Origin of the sequence: Pseudoalteromonas sp. SG41-5, from assembly GCF_014164495.1 — a bacterium.
GTDB classification, from domain to species: Bacteria; Pseudomonadota; Gammaproteobacteria; order Enterobacterales; family Alteromonadaceae; genus Pseudoalteromonas; species Pseudoalteromonas rhizosphaerae.
Genome location: NZ_JACJFH010000334.1, coordinates 1 through 239 on the forward strand (window position 1 = coordinate 1; position 239 = coordinate 239).

The 239-nt window shown below is 43.5% G+C and carries 1 pseudogene; it reads right to left on the reverse strand.

The features are described from left to right. Positions 1-140: 140 nt before the first annotated feature. Positions 141-239: pseudogene (locus H5232_RS24565) on the reverse strand (DUF600 domain-containing protein); the annotation flags it as partial.

The following is a 239-nucleotide window of genomic DNA, read 5'->3' on the forward strand; positions in this document are numbered from 1 at the left end:
GCGGGGTAAACCCGCTGCTACGAATGCGTAGACTCGAATTTACTTGTGCAAAAATGAAAGGCAGGGCACTAATCAGCGGCTGTATTAGCGCCTAGCCAAACAACATCCATGTTGTTAAAGAGCGGGTAAATCAATATTGTTTAATAAGTTTGCTGTGCAGTGATAACGTCATCATCATTATTATCACGCTCAAAGTTCAGGTTGAACTGGCCTTGCCGTGTAATAGTAAAAATGGCGCG